This is a genomic window from Paraburkholderia sp. AV2, assembly GCF_054968425.1.
Genome location: NZ_JBANLK010000023.1, coordinates 80,294 through 97,410 on the forward strand (window position 1 = coordinate 80,294; position 17,117 = coordinate 97,410).

At 63.6% G+C, this 17,117-nt stretch carries 10 protein-coding genes and 4 pseudogenes; 6 read left to right on the plus strand and 8 right to left on the minus strand.

Features of this window, described 5'->3' with window-relative positions:
• Positions 1 to 210 precede the first annotated feature (210 nt).
• The 4 genes from V8683_RS17420 to V8683_RS17435 form a co-directional block, all read right to left on the minus strand.
• Positions 211 to 1,611 (minus strand): DNA-binding protein, encoded by a 1,401-nt coding sequence (locus tag V8683_RS17420; RefSeq protein WP_411193359.1) that lies wholly within the window; start codon positions 1,609 to 1,611, stop codon positions 211 to 213.
• A gap of 247 nt (positions 1,612 to 1,858) precedes the next feature.
• On the minus strand, positions 1,859 to 4,585 hold the full coding sequence (locus V8683_RS17425; RefSeq protein WP_411193360.1) for an MGH1-like glycoside hydrolase domain-containing protein: 2,727 nt from the start codon (positions 4,583 to 4,585) through the stop codon (positions 1,859 to 1,861).
• Between the two features lie 133 nt (positions 4,586 to 4,718).
• Entirely contained in the window at positions 4,719 to 6,713 is a 1,995-nt protein-coding gene (locus tag V8683_RS17430; RefSeq protein ID WP_411193361.1) for an amylo-alpha-1,6-glucosidase, read from the minus strand.
• Between the two features lie 125 nt (positions 6,714 to 6,838).
• Positions 6,839 to 7,780, minus strand: coding sequence for a LysR family transcriptional regulator (locus tag V8683_RS17435; protein WP_411193579.1), 942 nt, complete (start codon positions 7,778 to 7,780; stop codon positions 6,839 to 6,841).
• A 163-nt stretch (positions 7,781 to 7,943) separates the two neighbouring features.
• On the opposite strand from V8683_RS17435, the gene V8683_RS17440 reads away from it, so the two are divergent.
• Together V8683_RS17440 and V8683_RS17445 are read left to right on the plus strand one after the other, a co-directional pair.
• A complete protein-coding gene (locus tag V8683_RS17440) occupies positions 7,944 to 8,360 on the plus strand; it encodes a nuclear transport factor 2 family protein (protein WP_411193362.1) in 417 nt (138 codons plus the stop codon).
• A gap of 133 nt (positions 8,361 to 8,493) precedes the next feature.
• A pseudogene (locus tag V8683_RS17445) lies at positions 8,494 to 10,342 on the plus strand (elongation factor G).
• Between the two features lie 36 nt (positions 10,343 to 10,378).
• On the opposite strand, the gene V8683_RS17450 reads toward V8683_RS17445, so the two are convergent.
• Positions 10,379 to 10,954, minus strand: coding sequence for a hypothetical protein (locus tag V8683_RS17450; protein WP_411193363.1), 576 nt, complete (start codon positions 10,952 to 10,954; stop codon positions 10,379 to 10,381).
• A 405-nt stretch (positions 10,955 to 11,359) separates the two neighbouring features.
• On the opposite strand from V8683_RS17450, the gene V8683_RS17455 reads away from it, so the two are divergent.
• A protein-coding gene (locus V8683_RS17455; protein WP_462880662.1) for an IS5 family transposase occupies positions 11,360 to 12,168 on the plus strand; the annotation gives its coding sequence in 2 pieces (ribosomal slippage) (positions 11,360 to 11,699 and positions 11,699 to 12,168; 810 coding nt in all).
• A 419-nt stretch (positions 12,169 to 12,587) separates the two neighbouring features.
• Positions 12,588 to 14,012: a YadA family autotransporter adhesin gene (locus tag V8683_RS17460; RefSeq protein ID WP_411193364.1), complete on the plus strand. Its 1,425-nt coding sequence runs from the start codon at positions 12,588 to 12,590 to the stop codon at positions 14,010 to 14,012.
• A gap of 188 nt (positions 14,013 to 14,200) precedes the next feature.
• Here the strand turns inward: V8683_RS17460 and V8683_RS17465 are convergent, their stop codons facing one another.
• The gene (locus tag V8683_RS17465) at positions 14,201 to 14,644 is read right to left on the minus strand and encodes an AAA family ATPase (RefSeq protein WP_411193365.1); all 444 of its coding nucleotides are present in this window, start codon (positions 14,642 to 14,644) and stop codon (positions 14,201 to 14,203) included.
• Here V8683_RS17465 and V8683_RS17470 point away from each other — a divergent pair.
• Positions 14,591 to 15,533, plus strand: a pseudogene (locus V8683_RS17470) (IS701 family transposase); the annotation flags it as partial. The gene V8683_RS17465 and the pseudogene V8683_RS17470 overlap by 54 nt on opposite strands.
• Positions 15,534 to 15,641 (plus strand): annotated as a pseudogene (locus V8683_RS17475) (IS5/IS1182 family transposase); the annotation flags it as partial.
• Between the two features lie 9 nt (positions 15,642 to 15,650).
• Here V8683_RS17475 and V8683_RS17480 read toward each other — a convergent pair.
• Both V8683_RS17480 and V8683_RS17485 read right to left on the minus strand, forming a co-directional pair.
• Positions 15,651 to 16,121 carry a rhodanese-like domain-containing protein gene (locus V8683_RS17480; protein WP_411193366.1) on the minus strand — a complete coding sequence of 157 codons (471 nt, stop codon included), beginning with the start codon at positions 16,119 to 16,121 and terminating at the stop codon, positions 15,651 to 15,653.
• Positions 16,122 to 16,226: 105 nt separating this feature from the next.
• Positions 16,227 to 16,679, minus strand: a pseudogene (locus V8683_RS17485) (hypothetical protein); the annotation flags it as partial.
• Between the last annotated feature and the right edge of the window lie 438 nt (positions 16,680 to 17,117).

Sequence of the window (17,117 nt, forward strand, 5' to 3'; positions counted from 1 at the left end):
TCGAGCAGATGAGTGCCCCAGGCGATCAGCGAAGCACGCAGATCGCCGTGATGCCACTGCCCCTCCGGCTTGATGGTCCCGCCCGCCGTACGCGCTGAGACTTTGCGCTTCGGGGAAGGCCGGCCGTGTTCGGATAAAGATCGGGTCATGCGCGGTAGTGTAGCAGGGCGGTCTGGACGGATTGCCGCCAGTTCGCCTTACCCCTTACCGTCAAGCCGGTGCGTTCTCGGTGTTCAGCTTCGACACCACGCCCGTCCTGGTGTCGTAGTGGTAGCCCTGCTGCTCGAGTTGGGCGCTGATCGCTTCGACGATCAGCCGTTGCTGGACATCCTTGCGCAGCAGTTCGTGCTCCGGATTGATGGAATTCAGCTCGGCGGCAAGCCGACGGCTCAGCGAGGCTTCGCCGGCGCCGCGGGCGTGAACGACAATCATCTTTTCGTTGGCCTGGGCCAACTGCTGTTTCAGTCCGTTCGCGTACTCGGACCACTTCTTCATGTTCTCGCGAGCTTCGGCAATCGCAGCGGCGTGACTCTCCGCTTCGCGCGAGATCTGCGCCTTCAGCGCTTCGATTTCCTGCGGATCGGCATCCGCCGGCGACGTCGAATCCGCGCCCTCGACCTTTTCGCTCGCCAGCGCGCCTTCGGCAAGTTCCGCCGCATGCTGCTGTGCCGCGTTGGCGCGCGCTTCGGCCTCGGACAAGCTGGTCGAGAGCCGGGCGATTTCGGAGGCATCCGCGTTGCGTTCATCGGTCAGGCTGGCGAGCTGTGCCTGGGCCGTGTGCAGTTCATGGGCGGCGGCATCGCGTTCGGCCTGCGCGCCGGCAACTTCCTCACGCCGGGCGGCGTGCGCTTCCTGCTCGGCCTGCAGCGCCGTACGAATCGCTTCCAGTTCGCTTTCAAGACGCGCGACTGCTTCGGAATGCGTAGCTTCCAGTGCCGCTGCGCGCTCGGAATCGCTGTCCGTGCCTGCGCCAATCGGCTCTTCCCGCAAGCTCGCCTCGGCGAATTCCGCCTCCTGGCGCGAGCGCGCTTCGCGCTCCGCAGCCAGATCCGACATCGCGCGGTCCAGTTCCGCCTGAAGGGTCGCAACGTGCTCCGCAAGCTCCTGGGCGCGCTTCTCCGCGGCGTCGGTCCGTTGCACCGCGAGCGCGATGTCTTCTTCCAGGCCCGCTACTGTATCGACTTTCGCCTCGTAGGCATCCGTCATCTGATTCAACTGGCTTTGCAGCGCATCGAGTTCCTGGACGGTGTTCTGCAGTTCCGCGAGCGCGTCGTCGCGCTCGGTGCAGGCGTCCTCGACGCGCTGGCGCATCGCCGCAAGGCGCCGCGCCACCGCCCGCTCGGCCTCGTCCTGCGCCGACGTCCACAACCGGTCGAGCGCGTCGCGCATCGTGTCCGTCACGGTCTCGGGCAAAGCAGGACGCTCCACCACCTGCGGCACCCGCGGCGCGCGCGTTTCGCGCCACTTGCGCAACGCCGCCGCCACCGAGACCACCGAACCCGTATGGACTTCGGACCAGATGGCCAAGGGAGACACCGTCTGGCCTTCATTAGCCATCCGGTTTGCGATTTCAGCAATCTGTTCGTCCGTGATCGTAATGCTGCTTGACATATCTGCCTCGACATAACGCGAGCGGTGACGAATGCCATTTCGTCGTTCGGCGGGTAGGGGCGCAATACGGCCCCCTCGTGTAAGTACAGATTGTCGGGTAGCGCGCGTGCGGTTAATCGCTCGAAAAGCCGGGCTTACGCGCGGGTATTCATGAGATTGCGGTGCCTTGGAGCCCCGGAGTTGCCCTGCTCATTATGAGGTCCAGATCACATCCGGCCTGGCGGAGCCGAACGATCCGCGTGCGCCATCATTTGACCGCTTCGGCTTCCTTGAACTCGCCCGCGGCCGGCACGCTGCCCGACGGACTCATCATGCGCGGCTGCAGCATCAGCGCGACGAGCGCACTCCACCCGGTCTGATGCGATGCGCCGACGCCGCGCCCGTTGTCGCCGTGGAAGTACTCGTGAAACAGCACGAGGTCGCGGCAATGCGGATCCGCCTGAAGCAGCGGGTAGGCGCCCATCACCGGGCGCTCGTTGTTGCCGTCGAGCAAAAAGAGCGTCGTGACGCGGCGCGCCAGTTCGTCGGCGATCTGCGCGAGCGACAGCTTCTTGCCCGAGCCGGTCGGATACTCCACCCGAAAGTCGTCGCCGTAATAGCGGTGAAATTCGTACAGCGACTCGATCAGCAAATAGTTGACCGGCATCCACACCGGGCCGCGCCAGTTCGAATTGCCGCCGAACACACGCGAGTCCGACTCGGCGGGCAGGTATTGGACGCTGAAATTGCAGCCGTTGTAGCGGTAGACGAAAGGCTCGTCGAGGTGGGCGCGCGACAGCGCGCGCACGCCATGCTCCGAAAGGAACTCGCTTTCGTCGAGCACGCGACGCAGGAGCGCCTTCATGCGGTGCCCGCGCAAGAGCGAAAGCAGCAGCGCATTGCCCTTGCCCGGCTCGTTCCAGCGCGACACGAGCTGCGCAAGGTCGGGCCGGTGCTGGAGAAACCAGACGAGCCGGTCGCGCAGGCCCGGCAGGTTGCCATGGACGTGCTCTTCCAGCACGCGCACGGCGAAAAGAGGGATCAGTCCGACGATCGAGCGCATCCGCAGCGGCATGGTGGTGCCGTCGGGCAGTTGCAGCTTGTCGTAGAAGAACTCGTCGACGCTGTCCCAGAGACCCGTCTCGCAGCCGTCGTCGCTGCTAACGGCACTCGCGATATACAGGAAATGCTCGAAGAACTTCACGCCGATATCGACGAACACGTGATTCGCGAACGCGAGTTCGAGCGCCATCCGCATGAGGTCCAGCGCATACGCGGCCATCCATGCGGTGCCGTCCGCCTGATCGAGACGGCCGCCCGTCGGCAGCGGCGACGAACGGTCGAAGATGCCGACGTTGTCGAGTCCCAGGAAGCCGCCCTGGAAGATGTTGTGGCCGTCCGCATCCTTGCGGTTCACCCACCAGGAAAAATTCAGCAGCAGCTTGTGGAAGATCCGCTCTAGAAAATCGCGGTCGGCGTGACCGGTGATCGAGCGATCGATTTCATAGACGCGCCACGCCGCCCACGCGTGCACCGGCGGATTCGCGTCGCCGAATGCCCACTCGTACGCAGGAAGCTGGCCGTTGGGATGCTGGTAGCGATCCTTCACGAGCAGCAGCATTTGCTTCTTCGCGAACATCGGATCGACCAGGGAGAACGCGACCGCCTGGAACGCGAGATCCCACGATGCGTACCACGGGTACTCCCACTTGTCCGGCATCGAGAGGATGTCCGCGTTGCACAGATGCCGCCAGTCCGCGTTGCGCCCGCGCCGGCGGCCCGCGGGTGGGGGCGGCTGCAGCGGGTCGCCTTCCATCCAGCGGTTCACGTCGTACTGGTAGTACTGCTTCGACCACAGCAGACCCGCGAGCGCCTGACGCTGCACGAGCCGCGCGTCGGCACTCTCGATGTCATGCTGCAGCGCGTTGTAGAACGCGTCCGCTTCGGCAATACGGTGCGCAAAAAGGGCGTCGATATCGAGCGACACTTCCTCCCTGGGCACGGACAGCGGGCGCCAGCGGAACGTGACGACGGCGCGGCCGTGCGCCGCGAGTTCGAAATGGACCCGCGCGACCGCCTTCGTGCCGGCGTCGCGCCGGATCGCGTCTCCACGGCCATGCACGACATAGTCGTTGATGCCGTCCTTGAACGGGCCTGCGCTGTCCATGCCGAAGAGCCGCTTCACGTTGGTGTCGTTTTCGCAAAACAGCCACTCGACCCTCGCGCCGTCCTGCGAGGCTGCCGTCACGACGAGCGGCTCATGCGTATCGCTCCGCGCCACGACGTGCTCTCCGTCGGACGACGAAACGAGCGTGAGCGACGGCTTGCCTGCCGCCTTCCACGACCACGTGTTGCGTGCCCAGATCTGCGGCAGCACGTCGAGCGAGGCATGCTGCCCCGCCCGGTTCTCGACCGTGATCCGCATGACGATGTCGTCCGGCGTGTGCTTCGCGTACTCGATCTGGACGTCGAAATAGCGCTCGTCGTCGAATACGCCGGTGTCGAGAATCTCGTATTCGGGCATGTGCTCGCCGCGCCGCGCGTTCTCCTCGATCAGATCCTGGTACGGAAACGCGGCCTGCGGGTACTTGTAGAGCATGCGCATATACGAATGCGTCGGCGTGCTGTCGAGGTAGAAATACAGCTCCTTCACGTCCTCGCCGTGATTGCCCTCTTCGTTCGTGAGTCCGAACAGACGCTCCTTCAGGATCGGGTCGAGGCCGTTCCACAGCGCGACCGAGAAGCACCAGCCGAGCCGCTCATCGGCAAAGCCCGCCAGGCCGTCCTCGCCCCAGCGATAGGCGCGCATGCGCGCGTGGTCGTGCGGGAAATAGTCCCATGCGGTGCCGTGCTCGCTATAGTCTTCGCGCACCGTGCCCCACTGGCGCTCGCTCAGGTACGGCCCCCAGCGTTGCCAGCGGGCATAGTCGTTCGAGTACAGGCGTTGGCCTTCAACCGTCTGGCTGAGGCCGTCAGCACGCTGCAGCATGGGCATCTCCTGCTCTTGCGGCCGCCGGGATGCGGCCGCGGAGGTCGGGCTTCGGGCGCCGGTTGGCGCGCGGGTGCGTCGAGAGTCACATGCTAGCGCGGTTTGCCTGCCGGCAGGCGGCACGGCAGACCGATGCCGGCTACCCCGGCTCGCCGAGCCGTTTGAGCACACGTAGCAGTTCGCCGAGCGACCACGCCTGGAACGGCGCGCCGCCCGGCCTGTGCGGCGCGTCCCCGTCGGCGACTTCAGAGACATGATCGAGCCCGGCGCGATCGAGATGCGCGAGGAGCGGCGCGACAAAACGCTCGTGCGCGAGCGCGCGCTGCGCCGCGGTATCGCCATTGACGCGCAGCCACGCCTCCACGAAGGGCCCCAGCAGCCAGGGCCAGACGGTGCCCTGGTGATACGCGCCATCGCGCTCCAGCACACCGCCACGGTAATACCCGCGATACGCGCGATCCGAAGGTGCCAGCGTACGCAGCCCCATGGGTGTGAGCAAATGCGCTTCGACCTGGGCGACGACCGCGCGCGCCGCGTCGCCTTCGAGCAGCGCGAACGGCAGACCGCCCGCCGCGAAGATCTGATTCGGCCGAATCGAGCGGTCGACGTTGCCGTCGACGTGATCGACGTCGATCACGTCGAATAGCGCGCCCGTCGACCGGTCGACGAAGCGTTCCACGAACGCGGCGCTCGCGCGCGCTTCGAGTTCGCGCCAGCGCGTATCCCAGGCGCCTGCCGTGCGGAGCGCGTTGATCCACAACGCCTCGATTTCAACCGGCTTGCCGATGCGCGGCGTGACCACCCAGTCGCCCGCTTTCGCATCCATCCACGTGAGCTGCACGCCCGGCACACCGGCTCGCAGCAGCCCGTCGCGCGGATCGGCGGCGATCCCGTAGCGCGTGCCGCGCGCATAGCCCTGGAGGATGGCGTCGACCGCGTCTTGCAGCACGCGCCGCGCGGCGGACGGCACGTTCGCGGCCGAGCAATACTCGTGCACCGCAACGACGAACCACAGCGAGGCGTCGACCGAGTTGTATTCGGGCGCACCGCCGGTATCGGGAAAGCGATTCGGCAGCATGCCCTCGGAGACCGTCGCCGCCCATTCGAGCAGGATCGCGCCCGCGTCCTCATGGCGACCGCTCGCGAGCAGCAACCCGCGCATGGCGATGAACGTGTCGCGGCCCCAGTCGGTGAACCAGGGGTAGCCCGCGACGATCGTGCGGCCCGTGCCGCGCGCGACCAGGTAGGCGTCGGCGGAGCGCTGCAGGCGCGAGCCGAGGGGGGCCATGCGCGCGGCCTCGAAGCCGACGAGCCGCGCCGCATGGCTCGCCGCGCCGTCGCCAGTCTCTTGCGGCGTATTGGCCGCGCCAGAGCGTAGTTCCGCGCGGAACAGGAGCACGGCGTCGCCTTTGCCGAGGTCGAACGAAAACACCCCGGGCGTTGCAAGATCCTCGATGCAGTCGAGACCGCGCTCTCGTTCACGCAGATAGCAGAAATTGCGGTACCAGTCCGGCGCATGCGTATAGCTGCCGTTCGAGCGGGCCACGATCGCGGGCAGATCGCCGTACGGCTGCCAGCGCACCCGCTCGCCGTCGATCTGCGCATCGAACGCGAACGCGGGGTTCTCATGGTGCAGCGCATGGTAGTCGCGGCCCGACATCAGCGGGCGGACTTTCAGCGTGGGCGTGGGCGTTACGTCGCCTAGCATGGTGGTATGGGCGGCTCCTTCGGCAGGGGTTTCGAGCCGCCAGCGCAGCATGGTCTCCCGGCTCGCCTTCGCAACAAACCATTCGGCAACGAGCACGGCGCCGCCTTCGAGCCGGTAGCGCCACGTCGGCCAGGGCGCCGTGTCGAAGCTCGCGATGCTGCCCGAGGTATCGGGATAGAGCAGATCGGGCGCGTAGCGCTGCATCGTCAGCGCGATCTTGCGATCGCCGCATTCGAGCCACGCTTCGATGCCGTTGACGAGGACCACGCGGCCGGTGGGCGGCTGCGTCGCGGCGAGCAGCAGCGCGTGATAGCGGCGCGTACGCGCCGTCCCGACCGTGCCCGAAGCGAATCCGCCCTCACCGTCCGCTTCGAGCCATTCGTCGTCCAGGCGGGCCGCATCGATGGGACTATCAAGGTGCGTCATCGGGGTACCTCGCCCTCGCGGATAGCGTATGGCGCCGAGTGTAATGGAAGCGTCGCCGTTGCGTGCTCGCGAGGTGCCGCGCCGTTCGCCAGGTGCAGTAGATGGTGGCCTGTCCGGTCATGAACTCAGGTTGAGCGCCGCCCCCTTTGCCGCTTCCGGTCGTCGGGCCCGATGACGAGGTGCTGGCTGAAGTGGGCCCTGACAAAGTCCACGAATACGCGCACTTTGGGCGTCATTTTCCGGTTGCTGGGCCACACGATGTGGAACGTGTTGGAATCTGCCACGTAGGTGTCCAGCACGGTCTTCAAGCGTCCCTCCGCAACCGCGTTCTTGACGGCGAAGTCCGGCGCGCATGTGATCCCCCGCCCCGCCAAAGCCAGGTAGAGCAAAACGTCCAGGCTGCTGCATACCATCGTCAAGGGTAGCGACGAACCTGCTGCAGTGAATGCCGATTGCCGCAGGGGCCATTGATACAGCGCCCCTGTCGTGGCCCAGCGATAGTGCAGGCACGCATGATCCAAAAGGTCATCCGGCTTCGCTGGCGTTCCCTTTCTTCGCAGATAGGCCGGCGCAGCCACCACGCAGGCGCGCCAGGGTCCAAGGGGACGCGACACCAGACGCGAGTCCCGCAGCGCGCTCCCTCGAATCACTACGTCGAATCCTTCATCGATCACATCGACCAGTCGATCCGTGACATCAAGATCGAGCTCGATTTCCGGATGGCTTTCCATGAACGCGGAAATCACGGGCAGCGGCAGCCCCGCGGAAAGCGACAGCCCAACCCGCAGCCTCCCGCGCGGGTGTTGTGCCATCACGCTCAGTTCGTCCTCCGCTGCCTGCACTTCGCCGAGAATGCGTTTGCATCTCTCCAGGAACATTTCGCCTTCGGACGTAAGACGGACGCTCCTCGTGCTGCGCTGAAAGAGCCGCACGCCAACGCGCTCTTCAAGTCGCGAAATGCTTTTACTGACGGCTGAAGCGGAGATGCCAAGACCTCTCCCCGCAGCGGCAAAACTCCGCGTTTGCGCCGTCCGTACAAAGACATCCAGGCCGCCCAGCGCACTCAAATTCTCCACGTTGGCTCCAAAATCGATTAGTGACATTTTTGTCATTACAGACAAGAACAGTAGCCCCGTTAATCACGCGGAGTCAATGCGATTACGATGGAATCGAAAGGCAGTTCGCCTTTATGGGATCCCGGCGAGCCGCTTCAAACAGGAGAAAATTCTCGTGAATACTACTGAACATCTCGATGCTTACCTCGAAGCCATGGGCAAGCGCCACGCCGAGGGGACGCTTGCCCACATGGCGGACGACGTCGTGCTCCACAGCCCGATCGCCCCCGCGCCTATCGAGGGCAAGCAACGCGTGGCCCATGTCCTCACCCAGCTTCTCAGCACCGTGGACGCCTTCGAACCGAAGCGCGTCCTGCGCGATGGGGCCGACTTTGTCGCGATCTTCACGATCCGGTTCGGTGACCACGTCATCAACGGCATGGATCACATGCGCCTCAACGACGCCGGCCTTGTCGACAGCATGACGGTTGCATGGCGCCCGCTTCCGGCGATTGTCGCCGTGCAGCAAAAACTGGCTCCGAAATTGGGAGGGAAAGCGCTCATGCTGGTTCCCGCGGACGCCCCCGCCTGATCGACTGACCGTTTTGCCCGCCAGAAGACGCGCGCTTTGCGCCCCTTCGATGCCGCCTTCGGGCGGCGAATCTGGCAGATCGTCCAATTTTCGCCAATAATGGCCGAACCTCCACTACTGGACGATGGCGGCCATGGATTACCATCCCGAAGCCATCCGCACGATCGCTCTGGTCGGGCACGCCGGATGCGGAAAAACCTCCCTTGCCGAAGCGCTGCTGCATCAGGGCGGCGCACTGCACGCCCCAGGCAGCGTGAGCCGCGGCAGCACCCTCTGCGATTTCGATCCGCTCGAACGCAAGTATCACCACTCGCTCAGTTCCGCCGTCGCCCATTTGCACTATCGCGACACGCGCGTCTATCTGCTCGACACGCCGGGTTATCCCGACTTCGCGGGCCTCGCGATCAGCACGCTGCCCGCGGTCGAAACGGCCGCCATCGTGATCAACGCCCGAACGGGCATTGAAATGACGACCCGCCGCATGATGGCGTACGCGCAGCAACGCAAGCTTTGCCGGATGATCGTCGTGAACGGCATCGACGGCGAGAAGGTCGATCTTCCGGGCATACTGGCCGAGATCCAGGAGGTGTTCGGCAAGACGTGCCTGCCCATCAATCTGCCGGCGCAGGGCGGTCGCGAAGTGGTGGACTGCTTTTTCAACCCGGCGGGCGAAGCCGACTTTCATTCCGTGGAAGCGGCGCACAATGCGCTCATCGACCAGGTGATCGAGCTCGACCCCGCGTTGATGGAGCTGTATCTGGAACAAGGCGAAGCCGTCCGTCCCGAGCAGTTGCACGAACCCTTCGAGCGCGCGTTGCGCGAAGGCCATCTGGTGCCGGTCTGCTTCACTTCGGCGGCCACCGGAGCCGGCATTGCACAATTGCTCGACGTGTTCGTGCGACTCCTGCCCAATGTCACCGAAGGCAACCCGCCGCTTTTCTATCGCGAAGTCGACCATCAGGTGAAGGCCGTGCATGCCGAGCCGGTTGCGGACAAGCACGTGCTCGCACACGTCTTCAAGATCGTGATGGACCCCTACATCGGCAAGATGGCCGTGTTTCGCATCCATCAAGGCACGGTCGTGCGCGACCGGGAGCTCTATATCGGCGAAGGGCGTCAGCCGTTCAAGGTGACGCGTCTGTTCATGCTGCAGGGCAAGGAGCACACGGACGTCCTGCGCGCCGGCCCCGGCGACATCTGCGCCGTCGCGAAAGTCGACGAGATCGGCTTCGCGCGGACTCGGCGAGCTGCATCTGCGCTTCATGCTGGAGCGGCTGACCGACCAGTACAAGCTGGAGGTCATCACGAGGCCGCCCACCATCGCGTGGCGGGAAACCATAGGCGGCAAGGCGGAGGGGCACTACCGGCACAAGAAGCAGACGGGCGGCGCGGGCCAGTTCGGCGAAGTCATGCTGCGCGTGGAGCCGTTGCCGCGTGGCGAGGGCTTCGAGTTCGTGGATGCCGTCAAAGGCGGCGCCATTCCTTCACAGTTCATTCCGGCGGTGGAAAAAGGCATCCGTCAGGTCGTCGACAGCGGACCGTTGGCCGGCTTTCCGATGCAGGACGTGCGCGTGACCGTATTCGACGGCAAGAGCCATCCGGTCGACTCGAAGGAGGTGGCGTTCGTGATGGCGGGGCGCAAGGCGTTTATCGACGCGGTGCTGAAAGCCCAGCCAATCGTGCTCGAACCCATTGTCGACATCGAGGTCATGACGCCCGAAGCGACGTTGGGCGACATCATCGGCGACCTGTCGGCACGCCGCGGGCAGGTGCACGGAACACGCACGGTGGGCGGCAATGCGATGGTCCTTGCGGGCAAGGTCCCGCTGGCCGAACTCAATGACTACCAGTCACGCCTGAACGCGATGGCGGGCGGACATGGCAGCTACAGCATCCAGTTGAGCCACTACGATCCGGTGCCGACCGTTCAGCAGGAGCGGCTCGCGGCTCAGCACAAGAGTCGGGGCGACAACGCCGAGTGAGCATCAAGTATCGCGGCGGCCGGAATCAGCCGTCGCTCAACTGTCTGGCGGCCGCGCCGGTACCTTCTGCCAGCCTCCGGGGCAACTCTGCACGTAAGGGTAGTAGCGCTGAGACATGGGGCAGTAGTACCAGACGGCCAGTTGCGCGGGAGGACCCGGATCGTCCGCGCCCGGGTAGCCCGCGCCCTGATCGTCCGGATACGCCGCGCCGGCCTCCGGCTGACCCTGCTCGATGTACTCCGTGGGCGGCAACAGGTCGCTGGACACGTACGGGTAGTAGACGCTGCCGTAATAGGCCGGGGCGTAGTACGGATAGAACGGATAGCCGTAGATGAAGCCCGGACCGAAGTAGAAGCCGACGTTCACGCCGCCGCAGCAACCGTACCAGCCATGGTAGTAACCGCCGTGATACCAGCCGTAGTAGCCGCCGTGGTACCAGCCGCCGCCGCGGTAGCCGCCATTCCAGCCGCTGCTGTGGTTCACGCCGCGATAGCCGCCGTAGCCGCCATAGTGGCCTCCGCCGCGAAACCAGCCTCTGCCCGCGGTGGCCGTGGCGCTGATGCATAGCGCCGCCAGCACGAACAGCAGCAGGCACAATCCACGCTTGATCATGATGCCCACCTCGATAGCTCCGTGCCCCGTCCGGCACGACACGGCATCCGTGTCGGCCAGCCCCGGATGAGAACCCGCTGCGACAGCGGAATGTCATCGGGGCGCACTGGTTAGCCTCATAGATCAGTTTAGGCGTCGGGACGACATTTTTCCTGCCGGGTCGGGCGGCCGGGTCGGGGCTGTGCCGAACGCTCCCGCAAGAAAGCCGGCCATAAAGGCACGCGAGGTGTGCGCAGCAGAAAGCGCGCAGTAAACGAGCCGGGGCGCCGGCATGCCGGCGCCCCGGTAACGGACGGGCTATTCGTGTACCCGTCCCTTAGAAGCGGTTTCAAAAAGAGTTCGTAGGGGCTGTTAACCCGTAACGCAAACTGTTACCTCGATTGTTGTGACAACAGGATCGAGGAGATGGGCAAACCAATCATCGACGACGAACTGTGGGCACTGATCGAGCCACTGCTACCACCGGCGAAACCACGCCGCTTCAAGTATCCGGGTCGCAAGCCGGTACCGGATCGGGCTGCGCTGACCGGCATCTTGTTTGTGCTGAAGACCGGCATCCGCTGGCGAGATCTGCCAGCAGAGATGGGATGCGGCTCCGGCGTCAGTTGCGGGCGAAGGCTACGCGATTGGCAGCAAGCCGGCGTGTGGGATCGACTGCACGCACTGCTGCTGGCGAAACTGCGAGCGGCCGGGAAGATCGACTTCTCCCGCGTCGTCGTCGATTCATCGTCGATTCGTGCGGTTGGGGTGGGCGAAAAACTGGCCCGAATCCCACCGACCGAGCGCGACCCGGTTCCAGGCACCACGTCGCCACCGACGCCAACGGCACGCCGATCGCGGCAATCCTGACTGGCGCCAATCGTCATGACGTCACCCAACTGATCCCCTTGATCGAGGCCATCGTGCCGGTTGGCGGCGTGCGCGGCCGGCCGCTGAGTCGCCCTGGGCGGATCTACGCTGACCGTGGTTACGATCATGACAAGTACCGACACCTTCTTCACGCGCGAAACATCCCCACCAGCATTGCGCGGCGTGCTCACCCGCACGATAGCGGCCTTGGGAAAGTCCGTTGGGTCGTCGAACGTACACATGCCTGGTTGCATAACTTCCGCCGTCTACGTATTCGTTTCGAACGTCGTCTCGACATTCATGGTGCGTTGCTCTCCCTCGTTGCTGCTGTCATCTGCTCCCGCTCCGTGGATGACTTGTGTTAGCCGTTCTTAACGGCTTGATTCCGAGGTCTACCTGCGTATGGGGCCGACGTTGGCAGGCAACCCTGAGCAGGCCAGGCGACCTTTCATCTGGGCCTGATTCCAAAAAAGGGGCGCATGACAAAGGTGCGATGCAGCCCGGCGGCCGGCAGTTTCGAACTTCTCCTATTCTGACGGATCAAGCCACCCAGTAAATTGAGATAGTGGTGGCGCAGGCAATCCCGCTGGCTGCAGGTCGTGTTTGCAGGCCGGCCATCCCGGATGGGCCGTGCTACGGGACGTAGCCATGTTTTTCATATGGAAAGGATAACTAATCAATTGTTACGCCATCCATATTCGATTGCGATGCCGGTTGCGCAAGCCTCTGTTTATCTGCACGGCCCCATACCGCGCCTTCTTATTCATGATTCAAGGAGTTAAATGTGAACAAGACGTATCAATCAGCCTGCACCGAAGCCACGCGTACGCGAGTAGAAGCGCCGGAGACGGCGGAGGGGCGCCAGAAGAACTCGCACAGCGGGAAGGCCATCGTGTACACCGCAGCCTGCATGGTCCTCTGCCTTGCCGCCACGGGCGCCTTCGCGGGGACGATCGTGAACTGCAACCCGTCCAACGAAATGGGGAGTTACGCGAGCGACACTTCGCATTCAGCCGGTCAGTGGTCCGTCGGCGGGGACGGGGATAGTGGCTCGAGTTATGATTACAGCGGATGCCGCAACTCCGATGGCGGCGCGGGTATCGTGTTGAACGAAGTCGGCGGCAGCAGCAAACCCGGCACTGCACCGGATGGGTCAACGGGCAATTATGCCGCAGTTACTGTCGGTCAGACCGCATACAACGCCGCTGGCGTGGTTTGGCTATATGGGCCAAGTGGCATACTTCTTCAAGGCGCGACGACCACGACGGGCTTTGCGACGTTTAAAGCCGGCGCGAGCATGACCGGCACCAAGATCCTTGACCTTGCACCGGGCACGATCTCGGCAACGAGCACGGACGCGGTGAACGGCTCGCAACTGTATGCAACGAACGAGGCAATCAGTAACCTCAGCAACAGCATCGCGGGGGGGACCGCCGCCGGAGCCGTGAAATACGGGACCCATTCCGATGGCTCGGTGAACTATAGCAATGTAACGCTGGCTGGTAGTGGCGGAACAGTTATCCAGAACGTGGCGGCAGGCGTGAACGGGACCGACGCCGTGAACGTCAATCAGTTGAACTCCGCCATCGAGAGTGTTGCGAACAATGTTTCCGGGCAGACGAGCCCGTTCTTTGCCGCCGATGGCGACAAGAATACCGAGGCGGCCGTTGCAAGCGGAACACATGCGACTGCGGTGGGGGCGAACGCGCAGGCGACTGGCTCCGGTTCAGCCGCCGTGGGATCGGGCGCATCGGCCAGCGCGCAGAACGCGGTCGCGCTGGGCGCCAATTCGGTCGCGGATCGCGATAACACCGTTTCTGTCGGCTCGTCGGGAAGCGAGCGTCAGATCACGAATGTTGCCGCCGGCACGGAAGGCACCGACGCCGTCAATCTGAATCAGTTGAGCGGCGCAATCAGTCAGGCTAACCAGTACACGGATCAACAGATCAATGCACTTGGCAATCAGGTAAATGGGGTCGCCCGGGCTGCCTATTCCGGCGTAGCGGCCGCTACGGCGCTCACGATGATTCCGGATGTCGATGCGGGAAAGACCGTTGCGGTTGGGGTTGGCACGGGGAGCTATCGCGGCTATCAAGCTACGGCGATTGGGGCATCTGCACGCATTACGCAGAATCTCAAGGTGAAGCTCGGTGCAGGGTTCAGTTCGGCTGGCACGACCGTCGGAGGGGGAGCATCGTATCAGTGGTAGTCACGGCCGGGGTTGTGAAATGGGCCGGCGCAGGGTGTCCCCGGCGGGCGCCCAAACTCCCCCTGACGTCCGTCGGCTGAGCCGCAGAGTGACCACGCGCGATGTTGCAGGACGTCTATTTTTGTCTCCTTCGAAGAAGAAGGAGGCCAAGGGAGAACGTCTTGAAGCAGCATCTGCAAAGTACGATATCAAGCAGTTCGTCGGGCAGATGGTTCAGTCCTCGGGGCATTGCCAGTTGCATGGCGGTGCCAGGATGTGCCCGGCCTTGCGGCGCAACCCGCGCGCAGCAGTTCAAACCAGGAGTCGGAGAGCAGCGTGTGGGTGCAGCCGGCAGTTCTGAGCGCGAGCGCGATGAGTTTGGAGAAGCGCGCGTGTTCGGTGACGTGCTGCAGTTGCACGCGGGTCTGGATGCTGCTGTAGAGCGCGGCGTAGGCATTGCGCTGGAGTACCGTGGCTAGGGCCGGATGGCCGGAGAGCCATACGGTGATGAGACTGCACGCGTCGAAGGCGAAGTTCAGGAACGACGGGGAGTCGCGGAAGAACTCGCTGGGCAGGTTCTCGGCTTCGTCAATGATCCAAACGGGCTGTATTGGATCATTGACGACACGAGCTTTCCGAAGAAAGGAAAGCATTCAGTGGGCGTGGCGCGGCAATACTGTGGACAGTTGGGGAAGCAGGATAACTGTCAGGTGGCCGTGAGCCTGTCGGTCGCTACGGCGGAGGCGAGCTTGCCCGTTGCTTGTCAGCTTTACCTTCCGAAGGAGTGGGCGGAGGATCCGGCGAGACGGCAGTTGGCAGGGCTTCCCGAGCAAATTGGCTTTGCGACCAAGCCGCAGATCGCCATCAAACAGCTACGCGAAGCACGACAAAGCGGTACCCCGGACGGAGTGGTGCTGGCCGATGCGGGTTATGGAAACGACACGGCGTTTCGTGACGGCGTTAGTGAAATGGGACTGCAGTACGCGATGGGTATTCAGTCGAGCCCCGCGTATGGCCACCGGGCGCCGTCCCACTGCCTGCGGAGTCTTCAACAGGCAAGGCTGGCCGGCCAAGAAGCCTGCAGCGACGTGTGCCGGGGCATAATCCCTCGCAGTCAAAGACTTGGCGCTAGCGCTCGAACCATCCCGCTATCAGACCGTTTCGTGGCGCGAAGGTACATGTACTGCCTTGAGTTCCCGTTTTGCGGCGCTGCGTGTGCGTGCCTCTCACCGCGATTATTGGCGGGCTACGCCGCGCGATGAAGAATGGCTGCTTATCGAATGGCCCATCGGCGAACTCGAACCAACCCAATACTGGCTTTCAACATTGCCAGAAGAGACGGCTGTTGAACATCTCGTTCACGTTGCCAAAATGCGCTGGCGCATTGAGCGTGACTACCAGGACGTCAAGCAGGAGTTTGGCCTCGGACACTTCGAAGGGCGTGGGTGGCGCGGATTTCATCACCACGCCTCGCTATGTATCGCCGCCTACGGGTTTCTCGTCGCACAGCGCCTCAATGAAGGCCGTAAAAAAACTCCGAATCTACGTATTCGCTTCGAACGTCGTGCAGACATTCATGAAGCGTTCCTCAAACTCGGTTGTTGCTTGATCTGCTGGAACACTCTTCAGCGAGTTCAACAGCCTTTATGAAACCGTCCCTTAGTCCTGTACCCACGGCAGGCCATGGAAACGCCAGCCGTTGCGGCCGCCGCGCCGCTGCGCGTCGTCGAGGTCGCCTTCGAAACCTTCGAGCACGTTGAACACCTGCGTGAAGCCGCCTTTGGCCGCCGCTTCCGCGGCCTGGACCGAACGGTTGCCGCTGCGGCACAGCAACAGCACGATAGCGTCCTTGCCGCCAACCTTCGCTTCGAGCTCGCGCACGAAGCGCGGATTGCGCGTCAGGCTGGTGCCCGTCGCCCATGCCACATGCAGCGTCTCCGGCACGTGGCCGACAAACTTGCGCTCTTCCGCCGTGCGCACGTCGACGAGGCGTGCCTCGCCCGCTGAAAAGAGCCTCCACGCGTCGTCAGGGGACACACCACCCGCAAAGGGCAAGTCTTTCGCTTGCGCCGCGGCGAGCGCCGCCGCGAGCGCCGTGTCGATCGTGCGTTCTTCCGTTTCCACCGCCATGCTGCCTCCTTTGCTTGCCGCGCTGGGGCGGCTCGTGAAACCGTTGACCTGCGCGACGCGCCTCGGCTTCGCCGTCTATAGCCAGCCGCAGCAGCGCCCGCAGGATTACCGGTAGGTGTCTGCATAATCATGGTACTTGCCGATTTCCACGTCATCGAGCACCGCGAGCGCATCCGGCGAATGGACGGGGAGCGAACAATAGAGCGAGATCAGGTACGACGCGATCGCCTGGTTGTTGATGCCCATGAAGCGCACCGAAAGACCCGGGCTCTGCTCGCCCGCAACGCCGGGCTGATAGAGGCCAACCACGCCCTGGCGCTTGTCGCCCACGCGCAGCAGCAGGATCTTCGTCTTGCCGTCGGCGACCGGCACCTTGTCGGACGGGATCAACGGAATGCCGCGCCACGTGATGAACTGCGAGCCGAACAGGCTGACCGTCGGCGGCGGCACGCCGCGACGCGTGCATTCGCAGCCGAACGCGGCGATCGCGAGCGGGTGGGTCAGAAAAAACGCGGGCTCTTTCCACAGCTTCGTCAGCAGCTCGTCGAGGTCGTCGGGATGATTCAGCAGAGCAAGGTTCCTGAAGACGGTCGAGAAGCGTGTGTGCCTGGGCGGACATGATTGCAGCCTCCGGACAACAGGTTCTGGCTAGCGATGTCCGTGCAAGCGTGGCGATGAACCGAGGCGCTGAGAATTATTCGATTCTTCCGTGTTTATCTTTGCCCATCATTTACGTGCGGCATCGATAGCTGGTTGCCGGCAGTCCACGAAGAGCTAACTGTCGACTGTTTGTGTGAGGCAGGTGATCGGGCCAGGCAGTTTTTGTCGAATGTCAATTTATCGGCATTTCACGCAACGGGAATCGGCTTTCTGGGTGTTTTCGGATTTCCAATTCTCCGGGCTTCTTTTATCTTGTTCAGGATATAAACGGGCAAGCCAAATTCTGTAAGGAGGATCACGGATGTCCTGGAATACCCAGCCGCGCACGCTGGAGGT

What these genes read in the sequence shown, in the direction of transcription:
- V8683_RS17420 (WP_411193359.1), bottom strand. Translation starts at nt 1,611, where the DNA reads ATGTCAAGCAGCATTACGATCACGGACGAACAGATTGCTGAAATCGCA.
- V8683_RS17425 (WP_411193360.1), bottom strand. Translation starts at nt 4,585, where the DNA reads ATGCCCATGCTGCAGCGTGCTGACGGCCTCAGCCAGACGGTTGAAGGC.
- V8683_RS17430 (WP_411193361.1), bottom strand. Translation starts at nt 6,713, where the DNA reads ATGACGCACCTTGATAGTCCCATCGATGCGGCCCGCCTGGACGACGAA.
- V8683_RS17450 (WP_411193363.1), bottom strand. Translation starts at nt 10,954, where the DNA reads ATGATCAAGCGTGGATTGTGCCTGCTGCTGTTCGTGCTGGCGGCGCTA.
- V8683_RS17465 (WP_411193365.1), bottom strand. Translation starts at nt 14,644, where the DNA reads ATGCTTTCCTTTCTTCGGAAAGCTCGTGTCGTCAATGATCCAATACAG.
- V8683_RS17480 (WP_411193366.1), bottom strand. Translation starts at nt 16,121, where the DNA reads ATGGCGGTGGAAACGGAAGAACGCACGATCGACACGGCGCTCGCGGCG.